The sequence below is a fragment of the Enterobacter cloacae complex sp. 6730903 genome, from assembly GCF_048283985.1.
GTDB classification, from domain to species: domain Bacteria; phylum Pseudomonadota; class Gammaproteobacteria; order Enterobacterales; family Enterobacteriaceae; genus Enterobacter; species Enterobacter hormaechei_C.
The window spans coordinates 1-261 of the sequence record NZ_JBLVXX010000244.1; the positions used below are offsets into that span (position 1 = coordinate 1).

The window sequence follows — 261 nt, forward strand, 5'->3', positions numbered from 1 at the left end:
TCTGTAGGCACTCGATTAAATCGCTTAGAACGAGCTGCCTTTTGTGACTGGACCCTTTGAGCCTCTTTGAATGTGGTCATTCTTCACCTGCCTCAAGAACATCAGTTCTTTCACGTGCTAGATATAGGTCAACTTCTTCAAGCAAGGTTTCATAACGTCTTTTCGCCTCACTACCCAATACAGAAGCTTCCTTCTGAATTTCCCATGCTTTGTCATAGTCCTTTTTAGTGTGCACTGGCTCATCAGGGTCCTGTACAAAAC

1 protein-coding gene is annotated in these 261 nt (G+C 44.1%); it reads right to left on the reverse strand.

Annotated features, from left to right (window positions below):
• Positions 1-76: 76 nt before the first annotated feature.
• Positions 77-261: hypothetical protein (locus tag ACNQ0W_RS25765; protein WP_417933354.1), on the reverse strand; the 185-nt coding region annotated here is incomplete at its 5' end.